Origin of the sequence: Streptomyces sp. 8N616 (genome assembly GCF_052246385.1) — a bacterium.
GTDB lineage: Bacteria > Actinomycetota > Actinomycetes > Streptomycetales > Streptomycetaceae > Streptomyces.
This window is the reverse complement of the sequence record NZ_JBQQBY010000016.1, coordinates 135,039-161,573: the sequence shown is the minus strand read 5'-3', so window position 1 is coordinate 161,573 and position 26,535 is coordinate 135,039. Positions and strand designations below refer to the sequence as shown.

The following is a 26,535-nucleotide window of genomic DNA, read 5'->3' as shown; positions in this document are numbered from 1 at the left end:
CCCGGGCGGGTGCTCACGCATGGCGGGGCGGCCGCCGCGGTGCCTAGCGTGAGGGAATGATCGAGCTCCAGGGCCTGACGAAGCGTTACGGGGACACGCTGGCCGTCGACCGGCTGTCCTTCACCGTCCGCCCCGGCATGGTCACCGGCTTCCTGGGCCCCAACGGCGCGGGCAAATCCACCACCATGCGCATGGTGCTCGGCCTCGACCACCCCACCGCAGGGGACGTACGGATCGACGGCCGGCACTACGCCGACCTGCGCGACCCCCTCATGTACATCGGCGCCCTGCTCGAGGCCAGGGCGGTGCACGGCGGCCGCAGCGCGTACAACCACCTCCTCTGCCTCGCCCAGAGCAACGGCATCGCGCGCGGCCGGGTCCGCGAGGTACTGGACGCCGTCGGCCTCGCCTCCGTCGCGCGGAAGCGCGCCAAGGGCTTCTCCATGGGCATGGGCCAGCGGCTCGGCATCGCGGCCGCGCTGCTCGGCGACCCGCAGATCCTGATGTTCGACGAGCCCGTCAACGGCCTCGACCCCGAGGGCATCCACTGGATCCGCAACCTGATGAAGCGTCTCGCCGCCGAGGGTCGCACCGTCTTCGTCTCCAGCCACCTGATGAGCGAAATGGCGCTGACCGCCGACCACCTGGTCGTCATCGGACAGGGCAGGCTCCTCGCCGACACCTCGATGCCGGAGTTCATCGCGCAGAACTCGCGGTCGTACGTACGGCTGCGCGCGCCCGAGCAGGAGAAGCTGCGCGATGTGCTGGACGGCGCCGGGATCGCGCCCGTCACCGCGGCGAAGGACGGCTCACTGGAGGTGGAGGGCGCGGACGCGGCGCGGATCGGCGAACTGGCAGCGGAGCACCGGCTGGTGCTGCACGAGCTGAGCCCGCAGCAGGCGTCGCTCGAGGAGGCGTTCATGCGGCTGACCGCGGAGTCGGTGGAGTACCACGCGCACAACGGCGGCGCGCAGGGCTGGGGCACCGACTGGCGCGCGCAGAGCAGCCGCGGGGGCATCACGGACAGCAAGGACAGCACGGGCATCGGGAGTGGAACGGGTATCAACGACGGAAAGGGCGCCTGAGCGATGGCGGCGACGCAGGTCCTCCAGTCGGAGTGGACGAAGATCAGGTCCGTGACGTCGACGATCTGGACGCTGAGTCTGGCCTTCGTCGTCTCGCTCGCGCTCGGCGCGCTGATCAGCATCGTCACCCGCAGCACGTTCGACACCATGCCGGCGCGGGACCAGCTGTCCTTCGACGCGACGTACACCAGCTTCGCGGGCATGGGCCTCGGTCAGCTGGCGATGATCGTCTTCGGGGTGCTGGTCGTCTCCAGCGAGTACAGCACCGGCATGATCCGCACTTCGCTCGCCGCCGTCCCACAGCGCGGCACGTTCCTCTTCGGCAAGATCGCGGTGGCCTCGGCCCTCGCGTTCCTCATCGGGTTCGTGACCAGCTTCGGCGCCTTCTTCCTCGGCCAGGCCCTGCTCGGTGAGCACCGGGCCTCCATCAGCGATCCCGGGGTGCTGCGCGCCGTCTTCGGCGGCGGGCTCTACATGGGCCTCATCGCGATGTTCTCGATGGGCGTCGCCGCCATGCTGCGCAGCCCCATGCTGTCGCTCGGCATCCTGATGCCCTTCTTCTTCATCATCTCCAACATCCTGGGCAACGTGGACGCCACCCGGAAGGTCGGCCAGTACCTGCCGGACCAGGCGGGCGGCCACGTCATGCAGGTGGTCACGCGGCCGGACGACACGACGCCGTACGGGCCGTGGGGCGGTCTCGCCATCATGGCCGCCTGGGTGGCCGCGGCCCTCGTCGGCGGCTACGCCGTCATCAGGCAGCGGGACGCGTAGTCCGCCGGTCCGGGTAGAGCTGTTTGCGGCGGAGGTCGGGGTAGAGCTTCTGGCGGAGCTCCGGGTAGACCTGCTTGTGGCGGAAAGGCTCACCCCGTGAAGGACGGACATCTGGAGAGGCCAGGTCTCGGCTGGATTCAATCCCACCCGTCGGCCGGAAAGGCTCACCCCGTGAAGGACAGAACCCTGGAGGCGCTGGGCCTCGCGGACGTGCCGGCCGAGCAGCCCCTCATCTACCCCGGCCGGCCGGTCGCCGAGCCGGGTCTGCTGGCCGGCGGCGAGCTGCTGCCGCTGCGCGTACGGCCGCGCCGCCTGGGCGCCTGGTACATCGGCAGGCGCACGGACCGGCACCCTGGCCCCGCCCAGCAGCTCGACCAGGCGCTGAGCGCCCTCGGCCAGGTCGGTACGGGGCAGCGCCACCCGGTCGTCGCGGTGGGCTCCAACGCCTCGCCCGCCCAAGTCCGCAACAAGCTCATCCGGCTCGGCCTGCCCGTCGCCGTGCCGATGGTGCCGGTGCGGGTGCGCGGGATCGCCGTCGGCTACTCCGCGCACATCGGCCGCGCGGGCTATGTGGCCGCGGCGCCGTACCTGGTGCGGGACGCCGTGACGACGCTCGTCGTCTCCTGGCTGGACGCCGCTCAGCTCAAGGCCGTGGACGACACCGAGATCCACTACCACCGGGCGATCCTGCCGGGCGACCGCTTCCCCCTGACGATGCCGTCCGGGGAGCGGCTCGGCGGTGCGTACATCTACGTCAGCGTCCACGGGGTGCTCGTGGGGCCGGACGGCCGCCCGCGGCCCGGAGGCGGGGACCAGAGGGAGCTGATCGCCGCCCTGCTCCAGGACTCGGCCCGGCTGCGCGAGCTGCTCGGCCCCGACCCGCAGACCTGGGTCCTGCGGGCCGCCGCCGACAGGGAACTCCGCGAGCAGGGCACCCGGATCTTCGGCGAGGAGGGCCGGTTGCTGCCGCAGACCGACTTCCTTCCGTACGTGGACGACAGCGCCGAGCCGCGGCTCTACGACGAGCTGCCGCCGCTCGGCGATTCGCTGTCGCCTCTCGCCTGACGGCGCTCACCTGACAGCGCTCGCCGGGTTGCTCTCACTGGCAGCGCTCGCCTGGCTCCGCTCACCTGGCCGCTTCTTGCCTGGCTGCTCTCGCCTGAAAGCCTCTGTGACGTGAACTGAACCGTCAACGCCGCGATATCGTCCTAAGCCTTACGGGGGGCCTGTGCTGAGCCCCGACGAACCTGTCGAGGGGCGGAGAATGATCGAGGCAGTCGGTCTGACAAAGCGCTACGGCGCCAAGACAGCCGTGTACAACCTGTCGTTCCAGGTACGGCCTGGCGCGGTCACCGGTTTCCTGGGGCCCAACGGCTCCGGCAAGTCCACGACGATGCGCATGATCCTGGGGCTCGACCAGCCCACCAGCGGGCAGGTGACGATCGGCGGCCATCCGTACCGACGGCTGCCCAACGCACCGCGCCAGGTCGGCGCGCTGCTCGACGCGAAGGCGGTGCACGGCGGCCGCAGTGCGCGCCACCACCTGCTGTGCCTGGCGCAGTTGTCCGGCATTCCGGCCCGCCGGGTGGACGAGGTGCTCGGCGTCGTCGGTCTGCACGAGGTGGCCGAGAAGCGGTCCAAGGGCTTCTCGCTCGGCATGGGCCAGCGGCTCGGCATCGCGGCCGCGCTGCTCGGCGACCCGCAGGTGCTGCTCTTCGACGAGCCCGTCAACGGCCTGGACCCCGAGGGCATCCTCTGGGTCCGCAACCTGATGAAGCGCCTGGCGTCCGAGGGCCGTACGGTCTTCGTCTCCAGCCACCTGATGAGCGAGATGGCGCTGACCGCCGACCACTTGATCGTGATCGGGCGTGGGCAGCTGCTCGCCGACATGAGTGTGAAGGACTTCATATCGGCCAACTCGGCCGACTTCGCCCGGGTCCGTACGCCCGAGGGCGACCCGGGGCAGCGCGAGAAGCTGACGTCTGCGCTGGCGGAGGCCGGCGGGCAGGTGCAGCCGGAGCCGGACGGCGCGCTGCGCGTGTCGGGCCTGCCGCTGCCGCGCATCAGCGACCTGGCGCACGGCGCGGACGTACGGCTGTGGGAGCTCTCGCCGCACCAGGCGTCGCTGGAGGAGGCGTACATGCGGATGACGCAGGGCGCCGTGGACTACCGCTCGACCGAGGACCCCAGGGCCGGGCTTCAGGCGCAGCCGCCAGGCGGCTACGGGCCGCAGGGCACGCCGGGCTACGGCCCCGGCGGCCCGGTCCCGCCGGGCGGTTACCCGCCGCCCCAGCCCGGCGGCTACCCGCCCGCGGGAGCTCCGGCGGGTGCGCCGGCACAGGCACCGGCACCGGCAAGTCCGCCGAACCCGTACGGCTCGCCGCAGGCGGCCTGGCAGGCTCCACAGCCGCCCGGCGGCCCGGCCGCTCCGGCCGGGCCGCAGGCACCTGCCGCCCCCTACACGACCCCGCGCGACAACGAGGACGCCCGATGACGACTCCGTACCAGCAGCAGGGCGCGGCGCCCGCCGTGCCGCCGCAGGCACCCCCGCAGCCCCCGGGCCCCGGCCCCGCCATGGGCGGCTACGCCTCGCCGCTCCCCGTACACCGCACCCACCTCGGGGGCGCGCTCGCGTCGGAGTGGACCAAGATCCGGACCGTGCGCTCCACGATGTGGACGCTCGGCATCATGTTCACCCTCGTCGTCGGCGTCGGCTTTCTCACCGCCCTCGGCCTCAACAGCTCCGACACGGCTCAGATGCCGCTTCTGGCAGGCGGCCTCTTCGGGCTGATGCTCGGCCAGATCTGCATCATCACGCTCGGCGTGCTCGTGATCACCTCCGAGTACAGCACGGGCATGATCCGCACGACCCTCACCGCCTCCCCGCCCCGCAGCCGGGTGCTGGCCGCGAAGGCGATCGTCTTCTTCCTGCTGTCGTTCGTGATGACGACCGCGGCCACCGGGCTGACCGCACTGATCAACTCCTCGATGCTGAGCGGCAAGCCGGCGATGGAGTACGCCGAGATCCCCAAGGAGTCGATCTCGGGCGGCGAGGTGGTCGCCTCGGGCAGCGAGTGGCTCGGCGCGACCGTCGGCGCCGGGCTGTACGTGGCGCTGCTCGGCCTGCTGTCGCTCGCCGTGGGCGCGATGCTGCGCCACTCGGCGGGCGCGATCACCACGATGCTCGGCGTCGTCCTGCTGCCGCTGCTGCTGGCCCTGTTCATGGTGACGGAGAGCCTGGAGTCGGTGCGCGACAAGCTGATCGAGTACTCGCCGCTGAACGGTCTGGCCTCGCTCTACCGCATTCCGATGGACGGTGGCGACGGCACCGGCTGGGATCTGCTCTGGGTCCTGGCGGGTGTGACGGCCGCGGCCCTGGTCGGGGCGTTCGCTCTGCTGGAGAAGCGCGACGTGTAGCCGTACGGCCAGCGGGCCCTACGGCCACCCAGCCATACGGCTGTCAGTACCGCGGTGCGTTACGGGACCGCTGCACCCGCGTGGTGCGGCGGTCTCGCGACGCATAGCCGCACAGCCGCACAGCCGCACAGCCATACGGCTGTCAGTACCGCGGCGCGTTACGGGACCGCTGCACCCGCGTGGTGCGGCGGTCTCGCGACGCATAGCCGTAGGCCCGCGCAGCCACCCAGCCATACGCAACGCATAGCCGCACAGCCGCACAGCCACCCAGCCATACGACTGTCAGTACCGCGGCGCGTTACGGGACCGCTGCACCCGCGTGGTGCGGCGGTCTCTCGCGTTCCAGCACGCCCGGTGCCAGTGCCGCCGGTCGTCCACCGCGCCCTCCTGGGGCCAGGCGACGACGTGCGGGACGCCGGGCGGGATCTCCTGGTCGCACCCGGGGCAGCGGTAGTGCTTGGCCGCGGCGCTGCCGCTGATCTGGCGCACCATCCACTCCTCGCCCTGCCAGGTGTCCACGCTCCCCCAGCTACCGCTGGGAGGAGCCCCCAGACCGTGGCGGTCGACGACACCGCGCTGGGGCGGCGGCTTTCCTGCGCCGCTCGGGCGCTTTCGACGCGGAGACACGGGGGCACCTCGTGAAATTTCCGGGGTCTGCTGGGCCGCATCCAGCGTACGCGCCGGGCTCCTGGGCATGCGCACACCGACGGCGAACGCCGCGTTCATCCCGATCACCCCGATCACCCCGATAATCCGCAAAACTTCTTGCGGGGCCGTGCCCTTGGCACGTGTCAGGCGTTAATGCCGACAAGGGGGGTGCCGCGTCGGCCGCAAGGAGGCAAGAGGCGATGCGCGTAGGAGTTTTTGTACTGGCCGCCCAATTCCCGGGCCAGGGACAGGGGGAGGCGCTGCACCGCGCAGTGCGGTCCGCCGAGGCGGCAGAGACGGCCGGGCTCGACTCGGTGTGGCTCGCGGAACACCATTTCGTACCGTACGGGGTCTGCCCGTCCGCCGTGACGCTCGCGGCTCTGTTGCTCGGCCGCACCCGCCGGATCGGCGTCGGCACCGCGGTCAGCGTGCTGCCGACCGCCCACCCCGTGGCGCTCGGCGAGCAGGCCGCGCTGCTGCACCTCACCTCGGGCGGGCGCTTCACGCTGGGCGTGGGCCGCGGCGGACCGTGGGTCGACCTCGAGGTGTTCGGCTCGGGCCTCGCGGCCTACGAGTCGGGCTTCCCCGAATCCCTCGACCTGCTGTTGCGCTGGCTGCGGGAGCCCCGCGTCGGCGCGGACGGCGAGCGCTTCTCCTTCCGTGAAGTCCCGGTCGTGCCGCGCGCGGACGAGCTGCTGGACGGGCCCGAGGGGCCGCCCGTGGTGGTGGCGTGCACCTCGCCCGCGAGCGTCCGGCTGGCCGCCGAGCGCGGCCTTCCGATGCTGCTCGGCATGCACTGCGGCGACGACGAGAAGGCGGAGATGGTCGCGCTCTGGCGGAAGTCGGCGCTGGCGGCGGGCCGTTCACCCGACGAAGTCGCCTCCGCGGGGCATGTCTCCGCGGGTGTGGTGCAGATCGCCGACGCGCGGCAGGACGCGGTCGAGTCCCTCATGAAGGCGATGCCCGGCTGGCTGCGTCGGGGGCTCGGCGCCCATGTCACGGTCGACGGCAGACTGCGGCCGATGCGCGATCCGCACGCGTACACCGAGTTGCTCTGCGCACTGCATCCGGTGGGCCCGCCCGCCCTGTGCGCCGATCGCCTCGCGGCCACGGCGGAGCGCACGGGCATCAGCCGCTTCGCGCTGCTGGTCGAGGGAACGGGCGATCTCGCGGCCACCGAGGAGAACGTGCGACGGCTGGGGGGAGAGGTGCTGCCGCTCCTGCCCGATGCACCTCCCCCACTACTCTGCGGAGCGGCAGCGGAGAGCCTCAGCAGTCCCTGAGTTCGGGCGACTGATTGAGCAGCTGTCCCCGCACGGACGTGAACCGGGCCAGTCGCTCGTTGGCCACCGGGTCCAGCGGGAAGACCGCCACCCGGTGGCAGTTCTGGAACGCCAGCCGCACTCCGAAGTGCCGTTGCAGCGCCCCTCGTATCGCGTCACTCGCCAGCGCACGAAGCAGCTGGCCGCGCGCCTGCTCGTCCGGCGGGGGAACCTGGTTGTCGGCGAACTCGCCGCCGTCCACCTTGAGCTGGGCCACCAGAGAGCTGATCATCTCCCATGCGTAAGGCAGGGAGGTCCGGACGCAGTCGACGAATTCGGCTTCGTCGACCTCGCCTCGCTCGGCCTTCTCCAGAAGGGCCGGTGAGACGTCGAGCGACATGGGTTCTCCTCTCGCGACCCCGGGAAGGGGTCTTACGGGCAGGGAAAGGAAGCCGTCGGTCGCGACGCAGCGTGCTCGCACGACAACTTCCCGCTTCAACGGTAGGCCGGGCATGGCGGCCGCACCAGGCGAACGGGCACACAACCGGCCACTCCCGAACACGGCCATACGGATTAAACGGGGCGGCCCGCAGGGCCTCGGTTGAGGGTGGTGGAGGGAGACGGGTGGGCGAATCGCGTGGAGCGGCCCGGGTCGAGTAGCGTGGCCGACCATGCGTCTCGTCATTGCCCGCTGCTCCGTGGACTACGCGGGGCGGCTCACGGCCCACCTCCCGTCGGCACCCCGTCTGATCCTCGTCAAGGCGGACGGCAGCGTCTCCGTGCACGCCGACGACCGGGCCTACAAACCCCTCAACTGGATGTCCCCGCCCTGCACGCTCAAGGAGGGGGACGGCGATGTGTGGACCGTGGTGAACAAGGCGGGCGAGAAGCTCATCATCACCATGGAGGAGGTCCTGCACGACTCCTCGCACGAGCTCGGGGTGGACCCAGGCCTGATCAAGGACGGCGTGGAAGCACACCTGCAGGAACTGCTCGCGGACCGCATTGAAACCCTTGGCGAGGGCTATTCGCTGATTCGGCGTGAATTCCCCACCGCCATCGGTCCCGTGGACATCCTGTGCCGGGACGCAGACGGCGGGACGGTCGCCGTCGAGATCAAGCGGCGCGGCGAGATCGACGGCGTGGAGCAGCTCACCCGCTACCTCGAACTCCTCAACCGGGACCCGCACCTTGCGCCGGTGAAGGGGGTCTTCGCCGCGCAGGAGATCAAGCCCCAGGCGCGCGTCCTGGCGACGGACCGCGGCATCGGCTGCGTCGTCCTCGACTACGACGCGCTGCGAGGCGTCGAGGACGACAAACTGCGCTTGTTCTGAGGCGGGGAGGGCTCTTTACCGGTAACGACTGGCCCCCGTACGGCTGGCCTCCCGTACGCCTGGCCTCCCGTAGGGCTGGCCCCCCGGGTTGCTTGGCAACCCCAGCCGGGCGCCCCCAACCACGCCTGCGCCGCGGGCAGTTCTTCACTTCCCGCCCCACCCGCCCATTTGTGGGCAGGTGGGTGGGAAGGCCTGGCGCGGAGCTCCGGGTGGTGCGGGGAGCGGGCCGGCGCCCGGATCAGGTGAGCGGGGTCGCGTCCGTGGCGCCCCACGCCAAGTCGCTGGCAGTGGCGGGGTCGCTCGAGGCGGGCCCGCTGGCGCTGTTCGACGTGCCGTCGCCGGGCTCGCCGGGCGCCTCCGACGTCGAGGTCCCCGTCGGGGTCGGCGACGTGGTGGACGGCGAGCTGGACGGCGGCTTCGTCGGCGGCTTCGGGGACGGCGGCCGGGACGAAGACGGCGGCCTGGTCGGCTCCGGGTCGTCCGTCTCCCCCGGCTTCGACTCGCTCGGCTCGCCGCTGTTCGACGGCTCCCCCGACGGCGCGTCGCCGCCGCCCGTGCCGGGCGAGACCGACGGCCCGGGCGCGGTGGTGCCGCCCGGCTTCTGCGGGCGGCTCGTCGCGCCCTGCGTGGGCGTCTCGTCGGCGATGAGCCCGTTGTTGCCGTCGTCCTCGTCAGCGGTCTGCCCGGACCTCACGCGGTCGCTCGGGCCGCCGTCGTCGCCGGACATGGCGCCGAGCGTGACGACCGTACCGAGCACGACCGCCAGCAGTGCGCCTGCGCCCGCCGCGACCTTGTTGCGCCTGGCCCCGCCGAGGACCGTACGGCGGAGGCCGGGGCTGCCGGTCCGCCTGGGGGTGACGACCGTGGCGGCCTCGTCCGCTTGCAGGCGGGCGAGCACCGCGCGCACGCCGCCCGGCGGGGAGGCCGACAGGTCGGTGCCGCCGCCCGGGGTCTCCTCGCCCGCCGCCGTACTCCCGGCGCCGGGCGCGAATCCGCCCCTGTCCGCGACGAGCGCCAGAGCCCTGCGGCCCGCGACCGTGCCGCGCCGGTCGGAGAGCGCACCGCGCAGCCCTATCGAGGCCTCCAGCTCGGCGCGCGCCCGATCCAGGTTGCCGGTGCAGAGAGCCAGGACGCCCAACTCGTGGTGGAAGTACGCCTCTTCCGCGACCTCCCCGGCCACCCGCGCGGCCTCCTGGCCGTGCCGCAGCGCCCGCTCCCAGGCGCCCCACCTTCCGGCGGCGGCGAACGCGGGCGCCGCCGTACGGGCCAGCAGCACGACCGCGCTCTGCCGGCCCGCCTCGCCCTGGGCCACCAGGACGGACATGGCCGCGAGAATCGCGTCCGCCTCGGCTGCGACCCGCTCGGGGGCGACGGACGGGTGCCCGGCCCACCAGGCGTAGTGCTGGGCGGCGCTCTGGGCGCGTGCCTCGGTGTCTTCGCCGTATGCGTCGGCGGCTTCGAGCTGGGCCGCGACCCCGGCGGCCAGCCGGTAGTGCGCCCCGACCGGGGAGAGGAGGCCGCAGCCGAGCAGCTCGCCGACCGCCGCGTCGGCGTGGGTTTCCCCGGCGAGCGCGGGCAGGTGCGCCTGGTGCGGGCATGCGCCGCCGAGGGCGAGGGCGAAGCGCAGGGTTTCGCGGGCCGCCTCGCTGAGGCGGGAGGCGAGCAGGGGGGCGGGTGCGGCGGCCTGGCCGAGCGAGGGCAGCGGTGCGTCCCGCCCGTCCTCGCCGAAGTGCGCCTCGCGGGGCGCCTCGTGGGGTACGTCGTGCGGCTCGTACGGCTGCTCGGCGAAGACGCCGTGCTCCTCGAAGGCCTCGGCGCCGGCGCGCAGGGCGTCGCGCTGCCGGAGCAGCGCCCCGGCCTGGACGAAGCGCAGCGGCAGCCCCTCGGACTCGAACCACAGGTCGCCCGCCCACGAGGTCTCGTCCTCCGTGAGCGGCCGCTGCACGGCCTCCTCCAGCAGCTCCACGCAGGTGGCGCGGCTGAGTCCGGGCAGGAAGACCTCTTCGAGGTGCGAGTCCGGGGAAGGCGCGGCGACGTCGGGCGTGGCGGAGATGAGGAAGGCGCACTCGGGGGTGGCCGCGAGGATCTCGTCGAGGGCGCTGCCGCCGAACTCGATGTCGTCGAGGACGACGACGGCCCCGATCTCGTGGACCGCCGTCAGCAGCTCCGACCGGTCGGGCCGGTGCAGCGGGGCGTCGTAGACCGCGGCGAACAGCTCGTACAGCACGTCGGTGGGCGTGCGGCGGTAGCCGGAGAGCCGGACGATGCCGTCCGGGGCGAGTTCCGCGCAGTCGGCGGCGACGGCGTCCAGGAGCGCCGAACGGCCGGATCCCGAGGGGCCCGTGACGCGTACGGAGCGGCCTCGGGAGAGCAGCCGTACGAGCCGCTCGCGCTCCCCGCCGCGCTCCATGAGCGGCTGCGGCCCGGGGGCGGCCGGGCCGACGGGTTCGGGCGGCAGGGCCGCGCGGCGCTGCGCGGCGCGCTCCTCGGGGCCGCGGCGCCCTGGCCTGCCGGGGTGCTCCCCGGGCGGGCAGGGCTCGATCTCGCTGCCGTCGACGGGGTTGACGGTCAGTAGGTACTCGCCCGCCACGAGCTGGACGGTACGGGCGACCGCGGGCCGCTGCGGCCCGCCGCCACCGGCATCACCGCGCGCGCCACCGGCATCACCGCGCGCGCCGCGGGGACTTCCGTCGCGGCGCTCGGCGGCGTCGTGGTCGTGGTCTTCCGGTCCCCGGTTGTTCGGGTTCATGTCACAGCCCCCCAGATCCGGGTCGCATGCCGTCTTCCTCTCCCGGGCCTGTCGGCACGCCGAACCCTAAACCCTCGCACAGTATTCAGGAACAGAAGGGGCGCCCGGCGGAGGGGAAGGTCACAGCTTGGTGAGGATCACCTCGGTGATCACTCACGGCCGCCGCCTGAGCAGGTCGCGTCGGAGCCGGGGGTCCGTCGGACCCCCAGGTCCGGTCAGACCCGGGGCAGCGGCACCACTGCGACCAAAGTGGAAACGTTCGCCAAGGCAGGCCCGGTCAGACCCGGGGCAGCGATTCCGCCTCGATACCGCCCTCGATGGCGAGGATGCGGTGCAGCCGGGTGGCCACGAGCAGGCGCTGCATCTGGGGCGGTACGCCGCGCAGGACGAGCCGGCGGTTGGCCCGGCCGGCCCGGCGGTGCACGCCCATGATCACGCCGAGTCCCGTGGCGTCCCAGGAGTCGAGTTCGGTCAGGTCGAGCACGAGGTCGCCGCAGCCGGAGTCGACGGCGGTGTGCAGGACCGTACGGGCGTCCGCCGCGCTGCGGACGTCGAGGCGGCCCCCGACGACCAGTTCGGCGTGGTCGCCCCTGATGTGCATATGCGCTCCCCGGGAAAGTGGTGCGTTACGTGGTCAACATCTATAGAACTGACTGCCTCTCACGCGGCAAAGTTGCCGCCCGTAAGCGAACCGATACCGAATTCACCCTTCAGGGTTACCCCTTGGGTTGACGGGCCGGTCAGTGCTTGTAGAACCCCTGCCCGCTCTTCCGGCCGATGTCACCCGCGTCCACCATCCGGCGCATCAGCTCCGGCGGCGCGAACTTCTCGTCCTGCGTCTCCGCGTAGATGTTGCCGGTGGCGTGCATCAGGATGTCCAGACCGGTCAGGTCGGCCGTCGCGAGCGGGCCCATGGCGTGGCCGAAGCCCAGCTTGCAGGCGATGTCGATGTCCTCGGCGGAGGCCACGCCCGACTCGTACAGCTTCACGGCCTCGACGACGAGCGCCGAGATGAGGCGGGTGGTGACGAAGCCCGCCACGTCGCGGTTGACGACGATGCACGTCTTGCCGACGCTCTCGGCGAACTCGCGCGCCGCGGCGAGGGTTTCGTCGCTGGTCTTGAGGCCCCGTACGAGCTCACACAGCTGCATCATCGGGACCGGCGAGAAGAAGTGGGTGCCGACCACCTTCTCGGGGCGGCTCGTCACCGCCGCGATCTTGGTGATCGGGATGGCGGAGGTGTTGGAGGCGAGGACGGCCTCTTCCTTCACCAGCTTGTCGAGGCTGCGGAAGATCTCCTGTTTGACGTCGATCTTCTCGAAGACGGCCTCGACGACGATGTCGGCGTCGGCGACGGCGTCGAGGTCAGTGGTCGCGGTGATACGGGCCAGGGCGGCTTCGGCCTCGGCGGCCTCGAGCTTCCCCTTCGACACGAACTTGTCGTAGGAGGCCTTGATGCCGTCGGTGCCGCGGGCCAGGGCCTCGTCGGTGACATCGCGCAGGACGACGTCCCAGCCCGCCTGGGCCGAGACCTGAGCGATACCGGCCCCCATGAGTCCGGCACCGATGACGGCGAGCTTCCTGGCCACTGCTGTCCCCTTTATGCGCTGTTCGCTATCAGGCTCTCCGCGGGACCTTAGCGCCCGTGAGGCCCGGGATGCCGGGGAAGAGATGCGCGTCACGTCTCATCAGACGGACATCACACTCGTCGGGCCATTCAGCTGACCGGAGTGCGTAGTTGAGCCCCTTTTCGCTCAGCAGCTCCTCGACAGCTCCTCCAGCAGCTCCTCGACCTCGGCGAGCCCGTCCAGGATGGCGCGGAAGGCCGCGGCCGCAACGGCGCGCTGACCGCATCCCTCTGCGCCCGCCTCCCCGTCAAAGGCAAACCTCCGGCATGCCGCTCGATCGAGTGAAATCGGGATTGACCGAGCGCTGATCGCCGGTCGGCAACCGGTCAGCGTGCCAGGGCGCTCGGCGCCGTCTCCGTGACCGCCGGCACACGGTTCTTCCGGAAGGCCGGGGCCTAGCTAGGCTCGGAGGCATGGTCAATCTGACGCGAATCTACACACGGACCGGGGACGACGGCACGACCGCCCTCGGCGACATGAGCCGCACGCTCAAGACCGACTCGCGGATCGCGGCCTACGCCGACGCGAACGAGGCGAATGCCGCGATCGGTGTGGCCATCGCGCTGGGACAGCTGCCCGAGGACGTCGTCAAGGTACTGGTCCGGGTGCAGAACGACCTGTTCGACGTGGGTGCGGATCTCGCGACCCCGGTGGTGGAGGAGCCGGAGTACCCGCCACTGCGCGTCGAGCAGTCGTACATCGACAAGCTGGAGGCGGACTGCGACCGCTTCCTCGAGGGCCTGGAGAAGCTGCGCAGCTTCATCCTCCCGGGCGGCACGCCCGGGGCAGCGCTGCTGCACCAGGCGTGCACGGTGGTCAGGCGGGCGGAGCGGTCCACGTGGGCGGCGCTCGAAAAGCACGCCGACATCATGAACCCGCTGACCGCGACCTACCTGAACCGGCTGTCCGACCTGCTGTTCATTCTGGCGAGGACGGCGAACAAGGAGCGCGGGGACATTCTCTGGGTGCCTGGCGAGAATCGCTGAGCCCGCGACCACACCGGAGATCTTTCTTCGTCATGATCAAGGCCCGCGTCTGTGAGCAACGCTCGTGATCAATACGAGGAGGACTTGGTCAGGGATCCGGTCCGCTCCTGCTCGGCGGGAGCCCCGGCAGGGGCCTGTTTCGGCCAGACCGTGTAGCTCAGCGCGATCACGAGGTTGATGCCGGCCACGAACAGCATCCGGACCTGCCAGGTGCGCAGGGACCCGGACTGCGCCGGGTCGTCGACGTACCAGACGGCACCCTGGAGCAGGGCTATGGCGATGGCGGCGGCGAGGATCCAGCGCGCCGCCGTCTTCCACTCGTGGACGGTGCGCGCCGTCCCGTACTTGGGCGGCTTGACCGGCGGCGGTCCGTCGGCGAAGCGGTGCGCGAACCGTGCGTCCGCCCACGTGATCATGTAGTGGCCCATGGCGCACGAGAAGCCGATGTACACCGCGGCGAGCCCGTGCTTCCAGTCCGGCTCCGCGCCGTGCTTCAGATCGATCGCCGTCGCCACCAGCAGGACGAGCTCCAGCAGTGGCTCCAGCAGGAGCACGGCGACGCCTGCGCGCGGCTTCCCGGCCAGATAGCGCATGCTCAGGCCTGCGGCCAGCAGCACCCAGAAGCCGACCTCGCAGGCGATGATCAGCGTGACGATCACAGGAATCTCCTCTTCGTGGTTCGCGGTCTCGCGGTCTCGCGGTCTCGCGGTCTCGCGGTCTCGTGGTCTTCGCGGCGGGGGGTGGACCCTTCCAGCGTCCTGGCCGGTCCGGCCCGTGACCTCGTCATGCGCGACGATCTCGGACTGCATCCTTCGATGTACCGGCGCCGCACCGGCTATCGGCCTGGACGCGGAGGCGTACGGCCCTCCCGGCCGTGTTTGATGGATCCGTGACCGCGAGACCGTTCGCCCCGCCCGGGCGCCCGCACCGGGACGACGTGCTGATCGCCCTCGCCGGGCTGGCCGGCGGCCTCGTCCTCTGGGCGCTGGGCATCCAGACGAACATCCCGCGGGGCCAGGACCCCGGCGCGTATCCGCTCATCCCGCTCGCGCTGATGTGCTGCGCCGTGCTGATGCGCAGGAACGGCCAGCCGTGGGGGCTCTTCCTGGCCAGCGGTGCGCTCCTCGCCGACCAGCTGATCGGCTCGCTGATCGCGACCGTGCTGATGTTCACGGACGTGATCTACGCGGCGGTGCTCTACGGGTACCAGCGGATGTCCCGCCGGATCATCCCGGTCGCCACGGTGATCACCATCGGGCTCACGATCTGGGCGCTCGCCACCTACCGGACGCCCGACGCGCTGATGATCGGCGTCGTCAGCGCGCTGATCTCGGTCGCCCCTGCCTGGAGCGGCCTGGCCATCCGCGAGCACCGCGAGGCCGCGGAGGCGGAGCGGCTGCGGGCCGAACAGACCGCGCTGCTCGCCGAGATGGACCGCAGCCAGGCGGTGACGGCGGAGCGTGCCCGGATGGCGCGCGAGCTGCACGACATGGTGGCCAACCACCTCTCCGCCATCGCCATCCACTCCACCGCCGCCCAGTCGATCGCCGACCCGAAGGCGACGAGCGAGGCACTCGCCGTGATCCGCGAGAACAGCGTGCAGGGTCTGGCCGAAATGCGCCGCCTGATCGGGCTGCTGCGGGACGCGGGCGCGGACGGCGAGCCCGCGGCCGCCCCGAGGCTCGACGGCCTCGACGCGCTGATCGCCCAGGCTCGTACGAACGGCGCTGCGAGCGGGCTGTCGTTCGCCCTGCGCGACGGCCGGGCCACCGGTGCGCCCGCGCTCCCGGCGCCCGTCGAGCTCGCCGCCTACCGGATCGCGCAGGAAGCCGTGACGAACGCGCTCAAGCACGCCACCGCCGGCGAAGTCCTGGTGCGGATCGGCCACGACTCCGCCGCCCCCGACGGCACAAGCATCCACGACGGCACAAGCACCCACGGACCGCTCACCGTCCGCGTCACCAGCCCGTACGGCGACCGCCCCGGCCCGCGCGCCCCGGGCTCCGGCGCCGGGCTCGTCGGCATGCGCGAGCGCGTCGCGCTGCTCGGCGGCGAGTTCGAGGCGGGCCCGGTCGCCGTGCCAGGGGACGGGCGGGCGAAGGTATGGCAGGTACGGGCGGTGCTGCCTGTCGAGGACAAGAGTGCGGAGGGACACAGGGCATGAGCATCCGGGTCGTCATCGCCGAAGAGCAAGTCATCAACACGGGAGGAGACAGCTCAGTGGGGAACAGCCCGGGAAGACACAGCGCATGAGCATCCGGGTCGTCATCGCCGAGGATCAGAGCGCGGTACGGGCCGGGCTCGTGCTGATCCTGCGTTCCGCCGACGGCATTGAGGTCGCCGGGGAGGCCGGGGACGGCGAGGAGGCGGTAGGTCTCGCCCGCCAACTGTGCCCCGATCTGGTCCTGATGGACGTTCAGATGCCCCGGCTCGACGGGGTTTCGGCCACCCGTCAGATCGTCGCTGAGGGCCTGGCGGACGTCCTGGTCCTGACCACCTTCGACCTGGACGAGTACGTCTTCGGCGCGCTGCGCGCCGGTGCGGCCGGCTTCCTGCTGAAGGACAGCGACGCCGCGGGCCTGGTCGAGGCGGTACGGACGGTGGCGCGCGGGGACGGGCTGATCGCCCCCGCCGTGACGCGCCGACTGATCGCCGAATTCGCCGCGACCCGGCCCGTAAAGTCCCCGAACTGCGATCCGTCGGTGCTGGACGTTCTCACCCGCCGCGAGCGCGAGGTCCTCGGCTGCCTCGGCGAGGGCCTGTCGAACGCCGAGATCGCGGGCCGCCTCACCATGGCGGAGGCCACCGTGAAGACGCACGTCAGCAGGCTCCTGGGCAAGCTGAAGCTGCGCAGCCGGGTCCAAGCGGCAGTTCTAGCACAAGAGTTGGACATCTGAGCTTTGGTCCAGACCTATTGACCGTTGGTCCAGACCACTTTACGCTCCCCTCACTGCGGTGAGCGTTCCGTCCCCATGTCCTTGGGTGCTCACCGGGCGACGCAGGTTTCTCAAAGGACACAACCGATCCCTGTTGGTCCGGAATCACTCGAGGAGCACCCCTTGAGCACAGGAACCTCCCTACCCAACAAACGTCTCAGACGTCCCAGACGCACCGCATCCAGAGCGGCCGCGGTCCTCACCGCGCTGCTCCTTCCGCTCGCCACCCTCGTCGGCCTGGCAACCCCCGCACACGCGGCCGGGCCGACCGCCACCTACACCAAGGTCCAGGACTGGGGCACCGGCTTCGAAGGCAAGTGGACGGTGAAGAACACCGGGACCACGGCCATCAACAGCTGGACCGTCGAGTGGGACTTCCCCTCGGGCACCTCCGTCACCTCCGCCTGGGACGCGGACGTGACCCACTCGGGCACCCACTGGACGGCCAAGAACAAGAGCTGGAACGGCAGCCTCGCCCCCGGCGCCAGCGTCAGCTTCGGCTTCAACGGCACGGGCGGCGGCAGCCCGGGCAACTGCCGGATCAACGGCGGGTCGTGCGACGGCGGCTCCGACCCCGGCGACCCCGGAGACCCGGGAGACCCAGGTGATCCGGGAGACCCCGGCGATCCTGGTGACCCCGGTGACCCGGGCACCAAGGTCAAGCTCGGCTACTTCACCGAGTGGGGCGTCTACGACCGCAACTACCACGTCAAGAACCTGGTCACCAGCGGCACCGCGTCCAAGATCACGCACATCAACTACGCCTTCGGCAACGTCCAGGGCGGCAAGTGCACGATCGGCGAGGCCTACCCCGACTACGAGAAGGCCTACACCGCGGACCAGAGCGTCGACGGCGTCGCCGACACCTGGGACCAGCCGCTCCGCGGCAACTTCAACCAGCTGCGCAAGCTGAAGAAGATGTACCCGAACATCAAGGTGCTGTGGTCCTTCGGCGGCTGGACCTGGTCCGGCGGCTTCCCCCAGGCCGTGCAGAACCCGACCGCCTTCGCCCAGTCCTGCTACGACCTCGTCGAGGACCCGCGCTGGGCCGACGTCTTCGACGGCATCGACCTCGACTGGGAGTACCCCAACGCCTGCGGGCTCAGCTGCGACACCAGCGGCGCGGCCGCCTTCAAGAACATGATGCAGGCCATGCGGGCCAAGTTCGGCAGCAACAACCTGGTCACCGCGGCCATCACCGCGGACGCCTCCTCCGGCGGCAAGATCGACGCGGCCGACTACGCGGGCGCCGCACAGTACGTCAACTGGTACAACGTGATGACGTACGACTTCTTCGGCGCCTGGGACGCGGACGGCCCGACCGCCCCGCACTCGCCGCTCACCTCCTACAGCGGCATCCCGCAGCAGGGCTTCAACTCGGACGCCGCCATCCAGAAGCTCAAGTCCAAGGGGATCGCCGCGAGCAAGCTGAACCTCGGCATCGGCTTCTACGGGCGCGGCTGGACCGGCGTGACGCAGAGCGCGCCCGGCGGCTCGGCCACAGGCCCCGCCCCCGGCACGTACGAGCAGGGCATCGAGGACTACAAGGTCCTCAAGACCAGGTGCCCGGCGAACGGAACCGTCGCGGGCACGGCGTACGCCCACTGCGGCAGCCAGTGGTGGAGCTACGACACCCCGTCGACGATCAACGGGAAGATGACCTACGTGAAGAACCAGGGGCTCAAGGGCGCGTTCTTCTGGGAATTCAGCGGTGACACCACGAACGGCGAACTCGCGGCCGCGATCGACAGCGGTCTGAGATAGCCGTATGAACCGGCCGGGGAGGCGGTGTCGCCCCCGCCTCCCCGGTCTCTCCACGAAGTCTCAAGAAGACGCAAGAAGACGCAAGAAGTCTCAAGCCACATTAACGCGCTGGCCTGGCGGAGCCGCCTCCAGCCAGGCCAGGAATCCCGTCAGCGCGTCCTCGCTCATCGCGAGCTCGAGACGCGTGCCGCGGTGCAGACACCCGAGGATGATCGCGTCGGAGAGCAGCGCCAGCTCCTCCTCGCCCTGCGGAGCCCTGCGGGACAGCACCTCGATCGAGGAGCGCTCCAGTACGCGGCGCGGGCGCGGGGCGTACGAGAACACCCGGAACCATTCGATCCGGTCACCGTTATAGCGCGCGACCCCATACACCCAGCCTTTGCCGCTGGGCTCCGGGGCCGATGGTCCGGGGTCGGTGTCCGCGGGGACGTGCACGTTCCAGCGCAGGCTGCAGTCGAACGTGCCGCCGGACCGCTGGATCAGCCTGCGCCGCAGGCCGAACACGAAAAGACCCAGCAGCACCAGCGCGATGACCACGCAGCTCACCAGCAGTGCGAGGAACATCTTCACCGACCTCCTCGCCTCATGTACCGGACCAGTATGACCTCTTGATCTGCCTCAGCCGCGGACTGCTCTGGTGAGTCCCAGAGCAGTCCGCGGCTGAGTGCGGGGCACCTCCCAGCGGCAGCTGGGGGAACGACGCCTAACGGCTCAGCGGGCGCCCGCCGCCGCTGCGGCCAGCCGGACCTCCGCGCGCCGCTCCGCGGCGGCGTCGGCCTCGGACTTCGCCTGCTCCAGGGCTCGCTCGACACGGGCCACATCGATCTCCTCCGCCAGCTCCGCGATCTCGGCGAGCAGCGAGAGCTTGTTCTCGGAGAACGAGATGAAGCCTCCGTGCACCGCGGCGACGACGGTGCCGCCGTCACTCGTACGGATGGTGACCGGGCCGGGCTCCAGCACACCGAGCAGCGGCTGGTGGCCGGGCATAACGCCGATGTCACCCGATGTGGTGCGCGCGACGACCAGGGTGGCCTCGCCGGACCAGACACTGCGGTCCGCGGCGACCAGCTCGACGTGCAGCTCAGCAGCCAACGTGGCTCCTCGGGTCTCCACCTGCCGTGGCAGGTGTCCAGAAAAAGACTGGGGTGTCAAGAATAACGGGCGTGGCGGTCAGGGACGGGGCGGGGCCCGCCCCTGACCGCTGAGCGCAGGGGCTCAGGAGACGCCCAGCTCCTTGGCGTTCTTCTTGAGGTCGTCGAGACCACCGCACATGAAGAAGGCCTGCTCGGGGAAGTGGTCGTACTCGCCGTCGCAGATCGCGTTGAACGCCGCGACGGACTCGTCCAGCGGGACGTCCGAGCCGTCCACACCGGTGAACTGCTTCGCCGCGTGAGTGTTCTGCGACAGGAAGCGCTCGACGCGGCGGGCGCGGTGGACGACCAGCTTGTCCTCCTCGCCGAGCTCGTCGATACCGAGAATCGCGATGATGTCCTGGAGGTCCTTGTACTTCTGCAGGATCCCCTTGACGCGCGAGGCGGTCTCGTAGTGCTCCTGCGAGATGTAGCGCGGGTCCAGGATGCGGGACGTCGAGTCCAGCGGGTCCACCGCCGGGTAGATGCCCTTCTCCGAGATCGGCCGGGAGAGCACCGTCGTCGCGTCGAGGTGCGCGAAGGTGGTCGCCGGGGCCGGGTCGGTCAGGTCGTCCGCCGGCACGTAGATCGCCTGCATCGAGGTGATCGAGTGGCCGCGGGTGGAGGTGATGCGCTCCTGGAGGAGGCCCATCTCGTCCGCGAGGTTCGGCTGGTAACCCACCGCGGACGGCATACGGCCGAGCAGGGTGGACACCTCGGAACCGGCCTGGGTGAAGCGGAAGATGTTGTCGATGAAGAACAGCACGTCCTGCTTCTGCACATCGCGGAAGTACTCCGCCATGGTCAGACCGGCCAGGGCGACGCGAAGACGGGTGCCCGGGGGCTCGTCCATCTGACCGAAGACCAGCGCGGTCTTGTCCAGGACGCCCGACTCCTCCATCTCGTGGATGAGGTCGTTGCCCTCACGCGTCCGCTCGCCGACGCCCGCGAAGACGGAGACGCCCTCGTGGAGGTTGGCGACACGCATGATCATTTCCTGGATGAGGACGGTCTTGCCGACGCCCGCACCACCGAACAGACCGATCTTGCCGCCCTTGACGTACGGGGTCAGCAGGTCGACGACCTTCAGGCCGGTCTCGAACATCTCGGTCTTGGACTCGAGCTGGTCGAAGGCGGGGGCCTTGCGGTGGATCGTCCAGCGCTCGGTCTCCTTGCCGTTCTCCTCGGGGACGTTCAGCACCTCACCGAGGGTGTTGAACACCTTGCCCTTGGTGAAGTCGCCGACCGGCACGGTGATGCCCTTGCCGGTGTCGGTCACCGGGGCCTGGCGGACCAGGCCGTCGGTGGGCTGCATCGAGATCGCGCGGACCAGACCCTCGCCCAGGTGCTGGGCGACCTCGAGGGTCAGGATCTTCCTCCTGCCCTCCTCGGCGGGGTCCGCGACCTCGACGGTCAGTGCGTTGTAGATCTCCGGCATCGCGTCGACGGGGAACTCCACGTCGACGACCGGGCCGATGACCCGCGCGACGCGGCCAGCGGCCACGCCGGCAGGAGCGGTCGGCTCAACAGTGGTGGTCATAGTTCTCAGTCACTCCCCGCGGTCGCGTCGGCCAGGGCGCTGGCGCCACCGACGATCTCGCTGATTTCCTGGGTGATGTCGGCCTGGCGGGCCGCGTTGGCAAGCCGCGTGAGCGACTTGATGAGCTCCTCGGCGTTGTCGGTCGCCGACTTCATCGCACGGCGGCGGGCGGCGTGCTCGGAGGCGGCCGACTGCAGCAGAGCGTTGTAGATCCGGCTTTCGACGTACCGGGGCAGCAGAGCGTCGAGGACGTCCTCGGAGGAGGGCTCGAAGTCGTAGAGCGGAAGGATCTCGTCCTTCTTCTCCGTCTCCTCGGCCGCCTCGCCCGACTCGAGGCTGAGCGGGAGCAGCCGCCGGTCGACCGGTTCTTGCGTCATCATCGAAACGAACTCGGTGAAGACGATGTGCAACTCGTCGACTCCGCCCTCGGCCGTCTCCTGGGTGACGGCCTCGATGAGCGGGGCGGCGACGCGCTTGGCGTCCCCGTACGACGGGTTGTCGGTGAAGCCCGTCCACGACTCCTCGACCTTGCGGCCGCGGAAGCTGTAGTACGCGACACCCTTGCGTCCGACGATGTAGGTGAGGACCTCCTTGCCCTCGGCGGTGAGCTTCTCGATGAGCCGCTCGGCCGCCTTGATGGCGTTGGAGGAGTAGCCGCCGGCCAGACCGCGGTCGCTCGTGACGAGCAGCACCGCGGCCCGCGTCGGGCTGTCCGCCTCAGTGGTCAGCGGGTGCTTGGTGTCGGAGCCGGTCGCCACCGCGGTCACCGCGCGGGTGAGCTCGCTCGCGTACGGCGTCGAGGCCGCGACCTTGCGCTGCGCCTTGACGATCCGCGAAGCGGCGATCATCTCCATCGCCTTGGTGATCTTCTTGGTGGCGGTGACGGACTTGATACGGCGCTTGTAGACCCGAAGCTGAGCGCCCATATCTCAGTCCTCACCCAGCAGCTTGCCGTCCGAGGTCTCGAACTGCTGCTTGAAGGAGGCGATGGCGTCGGCGATCGCCTGGAGCGTGTCGTCCGACATCTTTCCGCCCTCGCGGATGGACGTCATCAGGCCCTTGTGCTCCCGGTGCAGGTAGTCCAGCAGCTCGCGCTCGAAGCGGCGGATGTCCTCGACCGGCACGTCGTCCATCTTGCCGGTGGTGCCGGCCCAGATGGAGACGACCTGGTCCTCGGTCGCGTACGGCGCGTACTGGCCCTGCTTCAGCAGCTCGACCATGCGCTTGCCGCGCTCCAGGGCCGCCTTGGAGGCCGCGTCCAGGTCGGAGCCGAAGGCGGCGAACGCCTCGAGCTCGCGGTACTGGGCGAGGTCCACGCGGAGCCGGCCGGAGACCTGCCGCATGGCCTTGTGCTGGGCGGAGCCACCGACGCGGGAGACCGAGATACCGACGTTCAGCGCCGGGCGCTGGCCCGCGTTGAACAGGTCGGACTCCAGGAAGCACTGGCCGTCGGTGATGGAGATGACGTTGGTCGGGATGAACGCCGAGACGTCGTTCGCCTTGGTCTCGACGATCGGCAGACCGGTCATCGAGCCCTTGCCCATGTCGTCGGAGAGCTTGGCGCAGCGCTCCAGCAGGCGGGAGTGCAGGTAGAAGACGTCACCCGGGTAGGCCTCACGGCCCGGCGGGCGGCGCAGCAGCAGGGACACGGCGCGGTAGGCGTCGGCCTGCTTCGACAGGTCGTCGAAGATGATCAGTACGTGCTTGCCCTGGTACATCCAGTGCTGACCGATGGCCGAGCCGGTGTACGGGGCGAGGTACTTGAAGCCGGCCGGGTCGGACGCCGGAGCCGCGACGATCGTCGTGTACTCCAGGGCGCCGGCCTCCTCCAGGGCGCCGCGCACGGACGCGATGGTGGAGCCCTTCTGGCCGATGGCGACGTAGATGCAGCGGACCTGCTTCGCCGGGTCGCCGGAACGCCAGTTGTCGCGCTGGTTGATGATCGTGTCGACGGCCAGGGCGGTCTTGCCGGTCTGGCGGTCACCGATGATCAGCTGGCGCTGGCCGCGGCCGATCGGCGTCATCGCGTCGACGGCCTTGAGGCCGGTCTCCATCGGCTCGTGCACGGACTTACGGGCCATGACGCCCGGGGCCTGCAGCTCGAGGGCGCGGCGGTCCTCGGTCGCGATCTCGCCGAGACCGTCGATCGGGTTGCCCAGCGGGTCGACGACCCGGCCCAGGTATCCCTCGCCGACGGCGACGGACAGGACCTCACCGGTGCGGGACACCGGCTGGCCCTCCTCGATGCCGCTGAACTCGCCGAGGACGATCGCACCGATCTCGCGCTCCTCGAGGTTGAGGGCGAGGCCGAGGGTGCCGTCCTCGAACTTCAGCAGCTCGTTCGCCATGGCCGAGGGAAGACCCTCGACCTTCGCGATGCCGTCGCCGGCAACGCTGACCGTACCGACCTCCTCGCGCGAGGCCGCGTCCGGCTTGTACGACTGGACAAAGTTCTCCAGCGCGTCCCGGATCTCCTCCGGCCGGATCGTGAGCTCCGCCATCTGGGTTCCCTGCTCTCCTTGTTGGGCCCGAAGTTTTCTAGGGGTCTGGGGGGCGACCCCAGAAGACTCTGCGTACGGCCCAACTCGGGCCGTCTACCTGCTTGTTGAGTTGGTGGCCGGTCAGCCGGCCATCCGCCGGGACACCTCTTCGAGGCGGTCGGCGATGGTGCCGCTGATGACCTCGTCGCCGATGCGGACCTGGATCCCGCCGAGGACCTCGGGGTCCACGTCGAGGTTCAGATGCATCTCCCGGCCGTACAGCGCCGACAGCGCAGCACCGAGGCGCTGCTTCTGCTGGTCACTGAGCGGCACCGCCGAGGTGACGACCGCGACCATCCGGTCCCGGCGCTCCGCGGCCAGCTTGGACAGGGCTTCGAGCCCTCCCTCCAGGCTACGACCACGCGGCTGTGTCACAAGACGCACGACGAGCCGCACGGTGACCGGGTGCGCCCGGCCGCCCATCAGGCTGCGCAGCAGCTCGGCCTTGGCCGAGGCGGTGGCGACCCGGTCGGTGAGCGCGGAGCGCAGCTCGGGGGACGAAGAGACGATCCGGTTGAACCGGAACAGCTCGTCCTCCACGTCGTCGAGCGCGTCGGCGCGCTGCGCCGCGACGAGCTCTGCGGTGCTCGCCAGCTCCTCGAGCGCGTCCACCAGGTCGCGGGACCGCGACCAGCGGGAGCGGACCATGCCGGAGACCAGGTCGACGGTCTCGCCGCCGACCTGGCTGCCGAGCAGGCGCGCGGCCAGCTCGGCCTTGGCCTCGCCGGCCTGCGCCGGGTCGGTGAGGACCCGTCGCAGCGACACCTCGCGGTCGAGCAGCCCCGTGACGGCGGCCAGCTCCCCGGCGGCAACGCCCACGTCGACGGACGTGTTGTCCGTCAGCGCGTCGAACCGCTCGCGCGCGGAGGCCAGTGCCTCGCGGCTCGCTCCATTCATCGGGCGGCCCCAGTCGACTGTGCCTTCTCCTCGAGCTCGTCGAGGAAGCGGTCGATGGTGCGGCTCTGCCGGGCGTGGTCCTCGAGGGACTCGCCGACGAGCTTGCCGGCCAGGTCGGTGGCGAGCTTGCCCACGTCCTGGCGCAGCGCCGCAGCGGCCTGCTTGCGGTCGGCCTCGATCTGGGTGTGGCCGGCGGCGATGATCTCCTCACGCTGCCGCTGGCCCTCCGCACGCATCTCGGCGATGAGCGCGGCTCCCTGCTCCTGCGCCTCCTGGCGCAGGCGGGCGGCCTCGTGCCGGGCCTCGGCGAGCTGAGCCTTGTACTGCTCGAGCACGTCCTGGGCCTCGGTCTGCGCCGCCTCGGCCTTCTCGATCCCGCCCTCGATGGCCTCGCGGCGCTGCTCCAGAACCTTGTTGATGTTCGGGAGCAGCTTCTTGGCGAGGAAGCCGAAGACGATGGCGAACGCGATCAGGCCGATGACGAGCTCTGGGATCGGCGGGATGAGGGGGTTCTCCCCCTCGGCCTCCTGCGCCAGCTGTACCAGGGCGTTCACATCAGTGCCTTCCGTCGAAAAGGGTTGGTCTTACCGAGATCAGGCGCTCGGGTAGACGAACGGCATGACGAGGCCGATCAGGGCCAGCGCCTCACAGAACGCGAAACCGAGGATCTGGTTGGCGCGGATCAGGCCGGCCGCCTCGGGCTGGCGGGCCAGGGCCTGGGTGCCGTTGCCGAAGATGATGCCGATGCCGACGCCGGGGCCGATCGCGGCGAGACCGTAGCCGATCGCACCGAGGTTGCCCTTGATTTCGACGCCCTGGGCGAGGGTCTGGAGCGCAGCAGACATGCCGGTTCTTCCTTCTCTTTCACTGACCGGTGGGGGTTGGCCACCGGACGTCTGTTGGTCTGGGAGGTGAGGCTCAGTGGTGCTCGGCGAGAGCACCCTGGACGTACGAGGTGGCCAGCAGGACGAAGACGTACGCCTGCACGGCCTGGATGAACAGCTCGAAGATGGTCATCACGATGACCATTGCGAACGACACACCCGCGTAGGCGACGCCGATGCCGTTGAGCAGGTACCAGCTGGCGATGGTGAACAGCAGCAGCAGGGTGTGACCGGCAAACATGTTCGCGAAGAGCCGCACCGCGTGGGTGAACGGCCGCACCAGCAGGTTGGAGAAGAGCTCGATGGTCGCGGAGAGCGGCAGTACAGCGCCGAGTGACTTGTCGTAGCCGGTGAAGTTCTTGAAGGCGCCGACGAATCCGTGCTTCTTGAAGGTCAGGAAGACCCACAGCACGTACACGATCGCGGCCAACCCCACCGGGAAAGCGATGATCGACGTCACCGGGAACGCGGCGACCGGGATGATGGACCAGAGGTTCATGATCCACACGAAGAAGAACAGCGAGACCATGAGCGGGACGTACTTGTCGCCCTCACGCTTGCCGAGCGTCTCGTAGACGATGCCGCGGCGGACGAAGTCGTAGCCCGCCTCGGCCACCATCTGGAGCTTCCCCGGCACGATCTTCGGCTTGCTGAACGCCGCCCAGAAGAAGCCGACGATGATGAGCGACCCCAGGAAGGCGAGCAGCATCGGCTTGTTGAAGTCGTAGCCGCCGACGGTGAAGAGCGGCTGGAAGACAAAGGAGTGCAGCCCAGGGGCCACTTCATCGAAGCCGCACCCATCGAAGATGTGGCAATCGGTCTCGAAGGCGAGCGTCGTCTGGTCAGCACTCACCGAGAGCTCCTTCAGCGTGGCGCATGGGTACGGCAACCTCGATGTGTCGGCGCGGCACACAGCCGCGTGTCGGCACTGGACTGGTCTTACGAATATGGGGGCGGCTGG

General features: G+C 70.4%; 26 protein-coding genes. 11 read left to right on the top strand and 15 right to left on the bottom strand.

Going from position 1 to position 26,535, the window contains the following annotated elements; translation table 11 throughout:
* The first annotated feature begins 56 nt into the window (after positions 1-56).
* From ACTWQC_RS17135 to ACTWQC_RS17115, 5 genes are all read left to right on the top strand, one after another.
* Positions 57-1,085 (top strand): ABC transporter ATP-binding protein, encoded by a 1,029-nt coding sequence (locus tag ACTWQC_RS17135; RefSeq protein WP_443316556.1) that lies wholly within the window; start codon positions 57-59, stop codon positions 1,083-1,085.
* Positions 1,086-1,088: 3 nt separating this feature from the next.
* Positions 1,089-1,859 (top strand): ABC transporter permease, encoded by a 771-nt coding sequence (locus ACTWQC_RS17130; RefSeq protein ID WP_443316555.1) that lies wholly within the window; start codon positions 1,089-1,091, stop codon positions 1,857-1,859.
* Between the two features lie 171 nt (positions 1,860-2,030).
* Positions 2,031-2,924, top strand: a complete 894-nt coding sequence (locus ACTWQC_RS17125; RefSeq protein WP_443316554.1) for a hypothetical protein — start codon at positions 2,031-2,033, stop codon at positions 2,922-2,924.
* Between the two features lie 199 nt (positions 2,925-3,123).
* The gene (locus ACTWQC_RS17120; protein ID WP_443316553.1) at positions 3,124-4,353 is read left to right on the top strand and encodes an ABC transporter ATP-binding protein; all 1,230 of its coding nucleotides are present in this window, start codon (positions 3,124-3,126) and stop codon (positions 4,351-4,353) included.
* Complete coding sequence (locus ACTWQC_RS17115; protein ID WP_443316552.1) at positions 4,350-5,276, top strand: ABC transporter permease; 927 nt, start codon at positions 4,350-4,352, stop codon at positions 5,274-5,276. The genes ACTWQC_RS17120 and ACTWQC_RS17115 overlap by 4 nt, the downstream gene beginning before the upstream one ends.
* A 282-nt stretch (positions 5,277-5,558) precedes the next feature.
* Here ACTWQC_RS17115 and ACTWQC_RS17110 read toward each other — a convergent pair whose 3' ends face one another.
* On the bottom strand, positions 5,559-5,903 hold the full coding sequence (locus tag ACTWQC_RS17110; RefSeq protein WP_443316551.1) for an ATP/GTP-binding protein: 345 nt from the start codon (positions 5,901-5,903) through the stop codon (positions 5,559-5,561).
* Positions 5,904-6,124: 221 nt separating this feature from the next.
* On the opposite strand from ACTWQC_RS17110, the gene ACTWQC_RS17105 reads away from it, so the two are divergent.
* Positions 6,125-7,207, top strand: a complete 1,083-nt coding sequence (locus tag ACTWQC_RS17105; protein ID WP_443316550.1) for an LLM class flavin-dependent oxidoreductase — start codon at positions 6,125-6,127, stop codon at positions 7,205-7,207.
* Here ACTWQC_RS17105 and ACTWQC_RS17100 read toward each other — a convergent pair.
* Positions 7,194-7,586, bottom strand: a complete 393-nt coding sequence (locus tag ACTWQC_RS17100; protein WP_443316549.1) for an SCO5389 family protein — start codon at positions 7,584-7,586, stop codon at positions 7,194-7,196. The two genes, ACTWQC_RS17105 and ACTWQC_RS17100, sit on opposite strands and share 14 nt — an antisense overlap.
* A 271-nt stretch (positions 7,587-7,857) precedes the next feature.
* Between ACTWQC_RS17100 and nucS the strand changes: the two genes are divergently transcribed.
* Positions 7,858-8,520, top strand: coding sequence for an endonuclease NucS (nucS, locus tag ACTWQC_RS17095; protein ID WP_443316548.1), 663 nt, complete (start codon positions 7,858-7,860; stop codon positions 8,518-8,520).
* Positions 8,521-8,758: 238 nt separating this feature from the next.
* Here the strand turns inward: nucS and ACTWQC_RS17090 are convergent, their stop codons facing one another.
* From ACTWQC_RS17090 to ACTWQC_RS17080, 3 genes are all read right to left on the bottom strand, one after another.
* Positions 8,759-11,269: an ATP-binding protein gene (locus ACTWQC_RS17090; RefSeq protein ID WP_443316547.1), complete on the bottom strand. Its 2,511-nt coding sequence runs from the start codon at positions 11,267-11,269 to the stop codon at positions 8,759-8,761.
* Between the two features lie 277 nt (positions 11,270-11,546).
* The gene (locus tag ACTWQC_RS17085) at positions 11,547-11,870 is read right to left on the bottom strand and encodes an STAS domain-containing protein (protein WP_443316546.1); all 324 of its coding nucleotides are present in this window, start codon (positions 11,868-11,870) and stop codon (positions 11,547-11,549) included.
* Positions 11,871-12,009: 139 nt separating this feature from the next.
* Positions 12,010-12,858, bottom strand: coding sequence for a 3-hydroxyacyl-CoA dehydrogenase family protein (locus ACTWQC_RS17080; protein ID WP_443316545.1), 849 nt, complete (start codon positions 12,856-12,858; stop codon positions 12,010-12,012).
* Between the two features lie 452 nt (positions 12,859-13,310).
* Here ACTWQC_RS17080 and ACTWQC_RS17075 point away from each other — a divergent pair, with 452 nt between their 5' ends.
* Positions 13,311-13,883 (top strand): cob(I)yrinic acid a,c-diamide adenosyltransferase, encoded by a 573-nt coding sequence (locus ACTWQC_RS17075; protein WP_443316544.1) that lies wholly within the window; start codon positions 13,311-13,313, stop codon positions 13,881-13,883.
* A 68-nt stretch (positions 13,884-13,951) separates the two neighbouring features.
* On the opposite strand, the gene ACTWQC_RS17070 is transcribed toward ACTWQC_RS17075, so the two are convergent.
* Positions 13,952-14,542: a hypothetical protein gene (locus ACTWQC_RS17070; protein WP_443316543.1), complete on the bottom strand. Its 591-nt coding sequence runs from the start codon at positions 14,540-14,542 to the stop codon at positions 13,952-13,954.
* A 230-nt stretch (positions 14,543-14,772) separates the two neighbouring features.
* Here ACTWQC_RS17070 and ACTWQC_RS17065 point away from each other — a divergent pair, with 230 nt between their 5' ends.
* The 3 genes from ACTWQC_RS17065 to ACTWQC_RS17055 all read left to right on the top strand — a co-directional run bounded on the left by ACTWQC_RS17065 (position 14,773) and on the right by ACTWQC_RS17055 (position 18,583).
* The gene (locus ACTWQC_RS17065) at positions 14,773-16,047 is read left to right on the top strand and encodes a sensor histidine kinase (protein ID WP_443316542.1); all 1,275 of its coding nucleotides are present in this window, start codon (positions 14,773-14,775) and stop codon (positions 16,045-16,047) included.
* An 85-nt stretch (positions 16,048-16,132) separates the two neighbouring features.
* On the top strand, positions 16,133-16,780 hold the full coding sequence (locus tag ACTWQC_RS17060) for a response regulator (protein ID WP_443316541.1): 648 nt from the start codon (positions 16,133-16,135) through the stop codon (positions 16,778-16,780).
* A gap of 162 nt (positions 16,781-16,942) precedes the next feature.
* Positions 16,943-18,583 (top strand): glycosyl hydrolase family 18 protein, encoded by a 1,641-nt coding sequence (locus ACTWQC_RS17055; RefSeq protein ID WP_443316540.1) that lies wholly within the window; start codon positions 16,943-16,945, stop codon positions 18,581-18,583.
* Positions 18,584-18,673: 90 nt separating this feature from the next.
* On the opposite strand, the gene ACTWQC_RS17050 is transcribed toward ACTWQC_RS17055, so the two are convergent.
* From ACTWQC_RS17050 to atpB, 9 genes are all read right to left on the bottom strand, one after another.
* The gene (locus tag ACTWQC_RS17050) at positions 18,674-19,147 is read right to left on the bottom strand and encodes a DUF2550 domain-containing protein (protein WP_443316580.1); all 474 of its coding nucleotides are present in this window, start codon (positions 19,145-19,147) and stop codon (positions 18,674-18,676) included.
* A gap of 147 nt (positions 19,148-19,294) precedes the next feature.
* Entirely contained in the window at positions 19,295-19,675 is a 381-nt protein-coding gene (locus ACTWQC_RS17045; protein WP_443316539.1) for a F0F1 ATP synthase subunit epsilon, read from the bottom strand.
* A gap of 123 nt (positions 19,676-19,798) precedes the next feature.
* Positions 19,799-21,253, bottom strand: a complete 1,455-nt coding sequence (gene atpD / locus ACTWQC_RS17040; RefSeq protein WP_443316538.1) for a F0F1 ATP synthase subunit beta — start codon at positions 21,251-21,253, stop codon at positions 19,799-19,801.
* Positions 21,254-21,258: 5 nt separating this feature from the next.
* A complete protein-coding gene (locus ACTWQC_RS17035) occupies positions 21,259-22,179 on the bottom strand; it encodes a F0F1 ATP synthase subunit gamma (RefSeq protein ID WP_443316537.1) in 921 nt (306 codons plus the stop codon).
* 3 nt (positions 22,180-22,182) lie between these two features.
* Positions 22,183-23,754 (bottom strand): F0F1 ATP synthase subunit alpha, encoded by a 1,572-nt coding sequence (gene atpA, locus ACTWQC_RS17030; RefSeq protein WP_443316536.1) that lies wholly within the window; start codon positions 23,752-23,754, stop codon positions 22,183-22,185.
* 120 nt (positions 23,755-23,874) lie between these two features.
* Positions 23,875-24,690, bottom strand: coding sequence for a F0F1 ATP synthase subunit delta (locus tag ACTWQC_RS17025; protein ID WP_443316535.1), 816 nt, complete (start codon positions 24,688-24,690; stop codon positions 23,875-23,877).
* Complete coding sequence (locus tag ACTWQC_RS17020) at positions 24,687-25,244, bottom strand: F0F1 ATP synthase subunit B (RefSeq protein WP_443316534.1); 558 nt, start codon at positions 25,242-25,244, stop codon at positions 24,687-24,689. Before ACTWQC_RS17020 ends, ACTWQC_RS17025 begins: the two co-directional genes overlap by 4 nt.
* A 39-nt stretch (positions 25,245-25,283) precedes the next feature.
* Positions 25,284-25,535: an ATP synthase F0 subunit C gene (gene atpE, locus ACTWQC_RS17015; protein WP_443316533.1), complete on the bottom strand. Its 252-nt coding sequence runs from the start codon at positions 25,533-25,535 to the stop codon at positions 25,284-25,286.
* A gap of 73 nt (positions 25,536-25,608) precedes the next feature.
* Positions 25,609-26,427: a F0F1 ATP synthase subunit A gene (gene atpB / locus ACTWQC_RS17010; protein WP_443316532.1), complete on the bottom strand. Its 819-nt coding sequence runs from the start codon at positions 26,425-26,427 to the stop codon at positions 25,609-25,611.
* Between the last annotated feature and the right edge of the window lie 108 nt (positions 26,428-26,535).

What these genes read in the sequence shown, in the direction of transcription:
- ACTWQC_RS17135 (WP_443316556.1), top strand. Translation starts at nt 57, where the DNA reads ATGATCGAGCTCCAGGGCCTGACGAAGCGTTACGGGGACACGCTGGCC.
- ACTWQC_RS17130 (WP_443316555.1), top strand. Translation starts at nt 1,089, where the DNA reads ATGGCGGCGACGCAGGTCCTCCAGTCGGAGTGGACGAAGATCAGGTCC.
- ACTWQC_RS17120 (WP_443316553.1), top strand. Translation starts at nt 3,124, where the DNA reads ATGATCGAGGCAGTCGGTCTGACAAAGCGCTACGGCGCCAAGACAGCC.
- ACTWQC_RS17115 (WP_443316552.1), top strand. Translation starts at nt 4,350, where the DNA reads ATGACGACTCCGTACCAGCAGCAGGGCGCGGCGCCCGCCGTGCCGCCG.
- ACTWQC_RS17105 (WP_443316550.1), top strand. Translation starts at nt 6,125, where the DNA reads ATGCGCGTAGGAGTTTTTGTACTGGCCGCCCAATTCCCGGGCCAGGGA.
- ACTWQC_RS17100 (WP_443316549.1), bottom strand. Translation starts at nt 7,586, where the DNA reads ATGTCGCTCGACGTCTCACCGGCCCTTCTGGAGAAGGCCGAGCGAGGC.
- nucS (WP_443316548.1), top strand. Translation starts at nt 7,858, where the DNA reads ATGCGTCTCGTCATTGCCCGCTGCTCCGTGGACTACGCGGGGCGGCTC.
- ACTWQC_RS17090 (WP_443316547.1), bottom strand. Translation starts at nt 11,269, where the DNA reads ATGAACCCGAACAACCGGGGACCGGAAGACCACGACCACGACGCCGCC.
- ACTWQC_RS17085 (WP_443316546.1), bottom strand. Translation starts at nt 11,870, where the DNA reads ATGCACATCAGGGGCGACCACGCCGAACTGGTCGTCGGGGGCCGCCTC.
- ACTWQC_RS17075 (WP_443316544.1), top strand. Translation starts at nt 13,311, where the DNA reads ATGGTCAATCTGACGCGAATCTACACACGGACCGGGGACGACGGCACG.
- ACTWQC_RS17060 (WP_443316541.1), top strand. Translation starts at nt 16,133, where the DNA reads ATGAGCATCCGGGTCGTCATCGCCGAGGATCAGAGCGCGGTACGGGCC.
- ACTWQC_RS17050 (WP_443316580.1), bottom strand. Translation starts at nt 19,147, where the DNA reads ATGTTCCTCGCACTGCTGGTGAGCTGCGTGGTCATCGCGCTGGTGCTG.
- atpD (WP_443316538.1), bottom strand. Translation starts at nt 21,253, where the DNA reads ATGACCACCACTGTTGAGCCGACCGCTCCTGCCGGCGTGGCCGCTGGC.
- ACTWQC_RS17035 (WP_443316537.1), bottom strand. Translation starts at nt 22,179, where the DNA reads ATGGGCGCTCAGCTTCGGGTCTACAAGCGCCGTATCAAGTCCGTCACC.
- atpA (WP_443316536.1), bottom strand. Translation starts at nt 23,754, where the DNA reads ATGGCGGAGCTCACGATCCGGCCGGAGGAGATCCGGGACGCGCTGGAG.
- ACTWQC_RS17025 (WP_443316535.1), bottom strand. Translation starts at nt 24,690, where the DNA reads ATGAATGGAGCGAGCCGCGAGGCACTGGCCTCCGCGCGCGAGCGGTTC.
- atpE (WP_443316533.1), bottom strand. Translation starts at nt 25,535, where the DNA reads ATGTCTGCTGCGCTCCAGACCCTCGCCCAGGGCGTCGAAATCAAGGGC.